Raw genomic sequence first — 9,017 nt, 5'->3', positions numbered from 1 at the left:
GGACGGAGTTCCTGGCGGGGTCTGGGGCGGAGCTCCAGCGGGGGTCTGGGGGCGGAGCCTCCCAGCAGGGTTCGGGACGGAGTCCCGGCGGGGGTCTGGGGGCGGAGCCTCCCAGCAGGGTCCGGGGCGGAGTCCCGGCGGGGGTGCTGGGGGCGGAGCCACCAGCCGGGTTGACGTGAGGAGGAGGGCCACGCGCCCCCCGCCCCGCTACCCTCCCCCCGTGACCGACCCCGCCCCAGCCCTCGCCCAGGAAGCCGTCATCGCCCGCGCCCGGACCCAGCTCCCCCGCGACGAGCGTGTCCTCGGCGTCTTCCTCATCGGCTCCCACGCCTCCGGCGAGAACGACGCCTACTCCGACGTCGACCTGCACCTCGTCGTCACCGACGCGTCGGCCGAGTCCTTCCGCACCGGTTTCGCCGCCGTCCTCGAAGCCCTCGCCGGCCCGCTCGTCCTTGCCGACCCGATCCCCGGCCTGCTCGGCGGGCTGGGCATCACCGAGGACTGGCTGCACGTCGACCTCGTGGTCCACTCTCGCTCCGAGTACGACCCGGCCGCCTACGAGGCGGTCCTCCCCCTGTTCGACCGCACCGGCGACCTCCTTCCTCCCGCCCGCCGCCCCGCGGGAAACGGCGAACCCTACTTCCCCCTGCCCGCGGTCAACCTCTTCTTCTACTTCCTGGGAAACCTGGTCACCGTCCTCGGCCGCGACGAGCGCGTCGTCGCCGGCAGCGGCATCGTCGCCGTCCGCGACCAGCTCGTCCGGCTGATGCGCGCCGAGCGCGGTGTGCGGCGCACCGGCGGCGTGAAACGGCTGAACGCCTTCCTGTCGGCCGAGCAGCGCGCCTTCCTGGAGTCGATCCCGCCGGCAGGCACCGACCCGGCCGGGATCGTCGCGGCCAACCGCGTCATATGCGCCGAGTTCGTCCGCCGGGGCCGGGCGCTGGCGGCGGCGACCGGGGAGGAATGGCCCGCCCGCTTGGAGGAGGCGACCCTGCGCCGCCTGCGGGACTATTTCAACGTGGAGTTCGGTTAGCGTTGGACCCTCGGCTTCGGCGAACCGCCGCCCAACGGCTGTTTAACGTAGGCTGAACCCCCTTCAACGTAGAGGTCTCGCGGAGGTGCCGCGTGCGAAAGGTGACGCCCATGGCCGGCAAGCGCGTCCTGCTCACCGGCGGGGCCGGGTTCATCGGCTCGCACCTGGTCAGGGCCTTCCTCGACCGCGGCGACGAGGTCGTGGCCGTGGACAATCTGGTCACCGGCCGCAAGGAGAACCTCCCCTCGGAAGGTCGCTTCACCTTCGTCGAGGCCGACGTGTCGGAGGGCATTCCGGTCGATGGACGCTTCGACGCCGTTCTGCACTTCGCCTGCCCGGCCAGCCCGGTCGACTTCGAGCGGATCCCGATCGAGATCCTGCGCGTCGACTCGCTGGGCACCTTCCACGCCCTCGACCGCGCGAAGGCCGACGGCGCCCGCTTCCTCCTGGCGTCCACATCGGAGGTCTACGGCGACCCGCACGTCCACCCCCAGCCGGAGACCTACTGGGGCAACGTCAACCCCACGGGCGTGCGCAGCGTCTACGACGAGGCCAAGCGCTTCTCGGAGGCGACCGCGTTCGCCTACAAGCGACACCACGGCGTCGACGTGGGCGTGGTCCGCATCTTCAACGCCTACGGCCCGAACATGCGCGCCGACGACGGCCGCGCCGTGCCGACCTTCATCACCCAGGCCCTGCGCGGGGAGCCGCTGACCGTGACCGGGGACGGGAGCCAGACCCGTTCGCTGTGCTACATCGACGACCTCGTGCGCGGAATCCTGCTGCTCCTCGACTCCGGCGAGGCCGGTCCGATGAACCTCGGCACCTGCTACGAGATCACCATGACCGAGCTGGCCGAGACGATCGCGCGCCTGGTCGGGGGCCCGTCGCGGGTCGAGTACATCGCTCGCCCGGCCGACGATCCGCGCCAGCGTCGTCCTGATTTGTCCCTGATTCGCGATCGGCTCGGATATGAGCCCTTGATCACGCTGGAGCAGGGTCTACAGGCGACCATCGATTTCTTCCGTTCCGACATTTCGGCTATTTCGCGCGCCGCTCGCGCGAGCTTGTTGTGATCGGACCGTAATCTGGACTCATGAGCGACGATCCCAGGCTGCGCGGACCACGAGGCTCCGCCCGTGTACCCAACTCAGGCCGTGCGTCCGGGACATACCGGAGCGGCCAGGTCGGCGGCTCCCCTCCGCCCGTGCCGCCGCGCGGCACCGCCTACGGCAGGGGCGGCCAGCGCCCGCCGCGCAAAGGCAGTAGCGGCATCAAGCCGCGCTGGGGGCGCATCGCCCTGGTCGGCGGCGTGGTCCTGTCGCTGATCGCGACCGCCGTCGGCATCGGCGTGTGGTCCTACGCCAACGGCCTCAACGACGACATGAGCCGCGTCGACGCCTTCGCCGCGCTGGTCGGCGACCGTCCGGTCGACGAGGTCGACGGGGACCTGAACGTCCTGGTGGTCGGCAGCGACTCGCGCGACCCGGACAACCCCACCGGCGGCGGCAACGCCCGCACCGACACGATCATGATGATGCACATCCCGTCGGACCACTCGAAGGCCTACGTGGTCTCGATCCCGCGCGACCTGTACGTGTCGATCCCGACCGACGCGCAGGGCAACGGCGGCGCCGACGCCAAGATCAACGCGGCCTTCGCCTGGGGCGGCGTCCCGCTGCTGATCTCCACGGTGGAGAACTACACCAACGTGCGCATCGACCACTTCGTCGAGATCGACTTCGCCGGCCTCAAGGACGTCGTCGACGCCCTCGGCGGCGTGGACATGAAGGTCGAGGAGACGATCGAGTCGATCCACAAGCCCTTCCGGACCTTCGAGAAGGGCATGAACCACTTCAGCGGCGCCGAGGCCCTCGACTACGTCCGGCAGCGCTACCAGTTCGCCGACGGCGACTTCGCCCGCATGAGGAACCAGCAGAAGCTGATCAAGGCCATCATGAACCAGGCGACCAGCGCCGGCGTGATGACCGACCCGAGCAAGCTCAACGCCTTCCTCCAGACGGTCATCAAGGCCGTCACCGTCGACGAGAACTTCAACCTGCTCGACGTGGCCATCCAGTTCCGCAACCTGCGCTCGGAGGACCTCGTCTTCCTGACCAGCCCCAACACGGGCACCGGTGAGACCGAGACCGGCGAGTCGGTGGTCGTCTCCGACGACGCCAAGGCGAGCGAGATGTACACGAAGATGCGACTCGATTCCCTCGCGGAATGGGTCACGGCCAACCCCGACGCTGTTAAATGAGAGACGGCCCGGTCACGCAACGGCCGGGTACCGCTCGCGCGTGTCCTCTTTGAGAGCCCGCGACGGTCGGGCGGCTCGGGCGGGGGACGGTCCTCATGGGAAGGCACGAGCAACGCGGACGGCGTGACCCGTGGTGGGCCAAGGCGCTGGTGATCTTCGGCTGCGTGCTCATGGTCGCCGGCGCGGGGGCCTTCGTGGCCGGCAAACTCGCCCAGAACAAGGTCAACGGGGCCGTCGCGCAAGACGACCTGCTCGGCGACGGCGCACGCTCCGGGCGGGACGTGAACCTCGACGGCCCGCTGAACTACCTGCTCGTCGGCTCCGACCAGCGCGTCAACTCCACCAAGCCGGGGCTCGCCGACACGATCATCGTGCTGCACATCCCCAAGGGCATGAACTCGGCGTTCCTGGTGTCGATCCCGCGCGACACCTGGCTGGAGTTCAACTGCAACGGCGAGATCGTCTACGGCAAGATCAACGCCTCCTACAGCTGCGGCGGCGCCGACCGGGGCGCGTCCTTCGCGGCCCTGTCGGAGGCGGTGCACACCCTGACGGGCCTGACCTTCGACGGCGGCGCCATCGTCGACTTCGAGGGCTTCGCGGGAGTCGTCGGCGTGATCGGGACGGTCGAGCTGTGCCTTGAGCAGACGATCACCTCGATCCACACCGGCAAGACCTTCGAGGAGGGCTGCGGCCGGTACGGCAAGGAGGACGCGCTCGACATCGTCCGGCAGCGCTACCAGTACGCCGACGGCGACTACGCGCGTCAGCGGATGCAGCAGCAGTTCGTGAAGAACCTGCTTCAGGCCGCCATCGACCAGGGCTACGTCACCGACGTGCGGAAGGTCGGCGCGCTGCTGTCGGCGGTGGGGGCGTCGCTGACGCTCGACACCAACGGGATCGAGCCGGTCGACCTCGCCTACGCCCTGCGCGGCATCGAACCGAACGCGATGACGATGGTCCGCACGCCCTCCGACGTCGGCGCGGTCGGCGACCAGTCGGTGATCAACCTGATCCAGCCCGACGCGCAGGAGCTTTTCGCCGCCGTCGCCGCCGACACGATGAACGCGTGGGCGCTGGCCAACCCGGAGTACGTGAACAAAGTAAAGAAGTAGTCGACCGGGGTGGTAGGCGCGGCTACGGCGAGGGTTGCGGGCCCGGCGCCGCGACTGTCCACCCCGGACTGATGCCGGGTGCGTACGGGCGCGCATAGTTTTCGGCCATGACGAAACGACTGCTCCCCCTGGCCCTGGCCGCCGCGAGGGCCACCGCTCTGTTCACCGCAGCCCTGTTCACCGCAACCCTGTTCACCGCAGCCCTGATCACCGCCGCGCCCGCGCAGGCCGCGCCCACGCACGCCTCGCCGTCCTCGACGGTGGACGTGTCGGTGACGTCCGACGGTTTCACCGCGCCCGCGACGGTCGCGCCGGGCGAGGTGACGCTGAACGTCTCGGCGACCGACCCCGAGGGCGCCTGGATCGGCCTCGTCAGACTGCGGCCCGGGATCTCCCTCGCCGAGTACCTGGACGACCTCACCACGGCCTTCGCCGGCGGTCCCGGTTCGGGCGAGGCGAGCCGCGAGGTCGAGCACGACGTCACCGCCCACGGTGGTCTGGCCGTGCTCGACGGCCGCTCGGCGAGCGCCGCGCAGTTCCTGGCGCCGGGCGCCTACCTCCTGCTCGACTACAAGGACGTCGGCCGGGACGGGCTCGCCGCGAAGGTCCGCGAGCTGCGCGTCGGCGGGAGGTGGAGCGCCTCCGCGCCGGCTTCCGCGCGGGTGAACGTGGTGATGTACCAGACCGGCGGGGGCGCCCGCTTCGCCGCGCCGTCGCGGATCCCGGCGGGTGCGCCGGTGCGGGTGACGAACCTGTCGGCGCAGTTCAACGAGGCGATCTGGATGCCTCTGGCCGACGGCCTCGACGGGACCGACGTCGCCGCCTGGTTCGCCGGGACGAGCCAGGCGTACCCCTTCACGGGCGGCCCGAGCGGGATGGTCGTGCTGTCGCCGGGGCGGACGCAGGTGGTCGACGTCGACCTGGCGCCGGGCCGGTACGCGCTGGTCAGCTGGGCGCACGACTACGAGACCGGCGAGTTCCACGCCGCGCAGGGCATGCACGCGGTCGTCGATCTCGTCTGAACTTTCCCTTGGAACACGAAGATCTTTGTCGTAGCGTGTCGGCATGATCGCGCCGAAGGTCCTCGTCGTCCAGAACCACGCCGACGGCGGCGCCCGCCGTGTCGGGGAGTGGCTGACCGAGTCGGGCCTGCGGCTCGACGTCGTCCACGGCCCCGAGCAGTCCCCGCCCGAGGACGGCGACCATGACGCGGTCCTCGTCCTCGGCGGCGGGTTCATGCCCGACGACGATGCCCGCGCGCCCTGGCTTAAGGCGACGCGCGCCATCGTCGCCAAGGCCCTGGAGGACGGGACCCCGGTGCTGGGGATCTGCCTCGGCGGGCAGCTGCTGGCGCACGTCGCGGGCGGGACGGTGGAGGCCGACGTCGGCGCCCCCGAGACGGGCAGCGTGCCGATCCGCATCCGCCCCGACGCTCAGGGGGACCGCCTCTTCGACGGCCTCCCGCCGGTCGTCACCGCCATCGAGCACCACATCGACGCGGTGACGCGCCTGCCCGAGGGCGCCACCTGGCTCGCCGAGACCGACCTGTGCCCCTACCAGGCGTTCCGGGTCGGCGAGTTCGCGTGGGGGACGCAGTTCCACCCCGAGGTCTCTCCGGAGTCGCTGCTGACGTGGGACGCCGGCAAACTCGCCGAGAAGGGGCACGACCGGGCCGAGCTCTACGAGTCGGCGGTGGACGCCGAGCCGCTGGCCGGGCCGGTGTGGCGGACGGTCGTCGGGCGGTTCGCCGAGCTCGTCAGGGAGCGGGCCGCAGCGTAGCGAGCGGGTCGGGCGCGTCGGCGGCGATGGGTTCGACGACCTCCCAGCGTTCGGCGACGAGGCCGTCGGCGATGCGGAAGATGTCGGCGACGGCGATGTCGAGGCCGCCGCCGGGCAGCGACCGCCGGGAGAACATGGTGACGTGGTCGCCGTCGGCGGCGAGGTGGCGGATGTCGACGCGGATCTCGGTGAGCGGGAGCCGTCGGGCCTTGGCGATCCAGTCGGCGCGGGTGGTGGTCTGGAACGGCAGGCCGTGGTCGGCGTAGTCGTCGCGCATGAGCGGTTCGAGGGCGTCGAGGTCGCCCTTGCCGTAGAGGTCGAGGACCTTGAGGACGAGTCGCTTGTTGTCGATCATGCCGGGAAGTGTGCTCGGGGCGGCGGCCGTTGTCGATGAAGTGGGAGTTCATCGACGACGCCGGGCGTGAGGTCTAGGGTCGTGGCGTGGAGACGGTTGGCGGGCTGTTGCGCCGGTGGCGAAACGGCCGGCGGCTGAGTCAGCTGGATCTGGCGCTGGCGGCCGGGGTCTCGCAGCGCTATGTGAGCCTCGTCGAGACCGGGCGGTCGCGGCCGAGCGCCGAGATGGTGCTGCGGCTGGCCGTTCAGCTCGACGTGCCGCTGCGCGACCGCAATCGGCTGCTCGTCGCGGCGGGCTTCGCGCCGCGCTACCGGGAGCGGCCGCTCGACGGGGCCGACATGTCGGCCGTCCGCGACGCCGTGACCCGCGTGCTGCGGGCGCACGAGCCGTATCCGGCGCTGGTCGTGGACCGGCGGTGGAACGTGGTGATGACCAACCGGCCGATCGAGCGTTTCCTCGCCGACGTGGACCCGGCGCTGCTGCGCGAGCCGGTGAACATGATCCGGCTGGGGCTCGATCCGCGCGGGCTCGCCGGGCGCATCGTCAACCTGGCGGAGGTGCGCGAGCTGTTCCGCGCGCGGCTGGCGCGGCAGGTCGCCCGCACCGGGGATCCGGTGGTGGGGGCGCTGTACGACGAGTTCTTCGGCGGCCCGCGAGAAAGTGGGTTCGAGCCGCCGCCTCCGCAGGTCGCGACGCCGATGGTCTTCGACTTCGAGGGCCGCGAGCTGAGATTGTTCTCGACGATCACCACCTTCGGGACCGCGCAGGACATCACCGTCGAGGAGATCTCGATCGAGTCGTACTACCCGTCGGATGAGGAGAGCGCGGCGGTGCTGCGCGGGCTGGCGGAGGGTGACTAGGGCCCGGTGGCCGCGGCCGCGCCGAACAGGAGCGCGAAGGCCGGCGGGCCTGACGCCAGGAGCAAGGGGGTGCCACGGGACGTCGACGGTGACGACGTGGTCGATGGCAAGGTGGGCCGCAGGGTCGGCCGGCACCCGACGCGCGATCACCGCGGCCTCCGCGGGCCAGGAGCCGGCTCGTCGCCGGCAGCGGGGCCAGCCCGAAGCGGAACGCGTCGATCTCGTGCAGTCCCCCGGTTCGGTCGCGTACTACGAACCGCACCCGCTCACGACGCTGCCTGAACAGGCCCGGCTGCGGCGGCGCGAGCGGCAGAGACCGTTCGACGCCCACCACCAGCGGCCACGGCACCCGCACGCGACGGAAGAGGTTCGCGATGACCACCTCGCGCTCCCGAAGACGGAGACGGAGACAGGGCAGGAATCCGACGGCGGCCATCGAGCACCCGAAGCCTGCGGTGACGGCACCGAACCCGCCGAACCCGCCGAAGGCGAGGGGTGCCGGAGTGCCGAGCCGAGGCGCGCTGGACGCCACGAGCGAGGCGAACACGAGCAGGACCAACGACGGTCAGCCGAGGGCGAGCACGGCGTTGTCGGGGCGCCGGAAGGTGCGGACGGTGCGGACGGTGCGGGGGGCGAGGTCGCGGGGCACGGAGGGCTCCTCGGGGGCTGGCGGGCTGGCGGGCTGGCGGGCTGGCGGGCTGGCGCAGAAGAACCCAATACCATCTGTAAATCGGTGGTTGGAGACCCGTTATCACTCATGACTTGTCGTGCATTTGCCGCATCCGATAAATCACCCGCCACACCAAACGGTGTCGTTCCTGCTTTACCAACTGCGCGAGAGGTTGCGTAATAAAGTGCGCCAAGGTCAGCATCTACCTCATTGGATAGCGCTCTGAATGCTTGCTTAAACTGGTCAGCAAGAATCGTGTTATAGGTTCCTGCTGGACCTAATGCTAGTTGTTCTTCACCATTCCATTTGACGGGAGCCATTTTTGATTTAGTAATTTTGACTTCCACACTATCAATTGTTTGGTCGCCATCATTTGGCGCGGTTGCACCTGGTGTGATGTCCACAGTGGTTGCTGCAGGGGCAACTGGTGCAGTTACCGACGTGCCTTTTGCTGCTGCATCCACTTTCGCGTTACGTGATACTGCGGGGATAAAGCCGACTTGCTCCCGAGAGACCGTATCTAGCGCGGTGTAAATAGTCGGGATAAGCCCTGTTAATGTATTGGACATGTATTGTTCCTTATGGAGTTAAATATGATTTATTTTTTGATGGCCTATCCAGACCTAGCGATGCCCATCATCCGAAAGGCATCAGGAGGGTTAATCTACGATTGTAATGCCACTATTGATTGTAGAGCTTTGTTCTACAGGGCTTAACGCATCGAATGCCGTGCGCTTCATTGTTTTTTGCCCTGCTTGGAATTGATTCTGTTTACTACCAGTGCCTGTATTGCCAGAGGCTTTTAAAATGTGGTCTTTCTGCGGATACTGTTCCACTAAGAATTCTAACGCTTCATCAAATCCTGCTAACTCACCTGGCTTAGCACGAGAATAGATTTTGTTACCTGACGGGTCATAAGCCACGACATTGCCGTCTTCAATT

At 68.7% G+C, this 9,017-nt stretch carries 9 protein-coding genes; 7 read left to right on the top strand and 2 right to left on the bottom strand.

What is annotated here, in order from left to right:
- Positions 1-220: 220 nt before the first annotated feature.
- From AB0I28_RS39295 to AB0I28_RS39270, 6 genes are all read left to right on the top strand, one after another.
- On the top strand, positions 221-1,033 hold the full coding sequence (locus tag AB0I28_RS39295) for a nucleotidyltransferase domain-containing protein (RefSeq protein ID WP_357501231.1): 813 nt from the start codon (positions 221-223) through the stop codon (positions 1,031-1,033).
- Between the two features lie 110 nt (positions 1,034-1,143).
- Complete coding sequence (locus AB0I28_RS39290; RefSeq protein WP_357501230.1) at positions 1,144-2,109, top strand: NAD-dependent epimerase/dehydratase family protein; 966 nt, start codon at positions 1,144-1,146, stop codon at positions 2,107-2,109.
- A 131-nt stretch (positions 2,110-2,240) separates the two neighbouring features.
- On the top strand, positions 2,241-3,296 hold the full coding sequence (locus tag AB0I28_RS39285; protein ID WP_357501229.1) for an LCP family protein: 1,056 nt from the start codon (positions 2,241-2,243) through the stop codon (positions 3,294-3,296).
- 95 nt (positions 3,297-3,391) lie between these two features.
- Positions 3,392-4,411, top strand: a complete 1,020-nt coding sequence (locus tag AB0I28_RS39280) for an LCP family protein (RefSeq protein ID WP_357501228.1) — start codon at positions 3,392-3,394, stop codon at positions 4,409-4,411.
- 107 nt (positions 4,412-4,518) lie between these two features.
- Positions 4,519-5,433, top strand: a complete 915-nt coding sequence (locus AB0I28_RS39275) for a hypothetical protein (protein ID WP_357501227.1) — start codon at positions 4,519-4,521, stop codon at positions 5,431-5,433.
- A 43-nt stretch (positions 5,434-5,476) separates the two neighbouring features.
- Entirely contained in the window at positions 5,477-6,190 is a 714-nt protein-coding gene (locus AB0I28_RS39270) for a type 1 glutamine amidotransferase (protein ID WP_357501226.1), read from the top strand.
- Here AB0I28_RS39270 and AB0I28_RS39265 read toward each other — a convergent pair.
- On the bottom strand, positions 6,168-6,545 hold the full coding sequence (locus AB0I28_RS39265) for a nuclear transport factor 2 family protein (RefSeq protein ID WP_357501225.1): 378 nt from the start codon (positions 6,543-6,545) through the stop codon (positions 6,168-6,170). The genes AB0I28_RS39270 and AB0I28_RS39265 overlap by 23 nt on opposite strands.
- 86 nt (positions 6,546-6,631) lie before the next feature.
- On the opposite strand from AB0I28_RS39265, the gene AB0I28_RS39260 reads away from it, so the two are divergent.
- Positions 6,632-7,405 (top strand): helix-turn-helix transcriptional regulator, encoded by a 774-nt coding sequence (locus tag AB0I28_RS39260; protein WP_357501224.1) that lies wholly within the window; start codon positions 6,632-6,634, stop codon positions 7,403-7,405.
- Positions 7,406-8,734: 1,329 nt separating this feature from the next.
- Here the strand turns inward: AB0I28_RS39260 and AB0I28_RS39255 are convergent.
- The coding region (locus tag AB0I28_RS39255; protein ID WP_357501223.1) for a DUF6651 domain-containing protein at positions 8,735-9,017 on the bottom strand (283 nt) is incomplete at its 5' end.

The organism is Phytomonospora sp. NPDC050363, assembly GCF_040655735.1.
Taxonomy (GTDB): domain Bacteria; phylum Actinomycetota; class Actinomycetes; order Mycobacteriales; family Micromonosporaceae; genus Phytomonospora.
This window is presented reverse-complemented; position numbering and strand designations above follow the sequence as displayed.

What these genes read in the sequence shown, in the direction of transcription:
- AB0I28_RS39290 (WP_357501230.1), top strand. Translation starts at nt 1,144, where the DNA reads ATGGCCGGCAAGCGCGTCCTGCTCACCGGCGGGGCCGGGTTCATCGGC.
- AB0I28_RS39280 (WP_357501228.1), top strand. Translation starts at nt 3,392, where the DNA reads ATGGGAAGGCACGAGCAACGCGGACGGCGTGACCCGTGGTGGGCCAAG.
- AB0I28_RS39275 (WP_357501227.1), top strand. Translation starts at nt 4,519, where the DNA reads ATGACGAAACGACTGCTCCCCCTGGCCCTGGCCGCCGCGAGGGCCACC.
- AB0I28_RS39270 (WP_357501226.1), top strand. Translation starts at nt 5,477, where the DNA reads ATGATCGCGCCGAAGGTCCTCGTCGTCCAGAACCACGCCGACGGCGGC.
- AB0I28_RS39265 (WP_357501225.1), bottom strand. Translation starts at nt 6,545, where the DNA reads ATGATCGACAACAAGCGACTCGTCCTCAAGGTCCTCGACCTCTACGGC.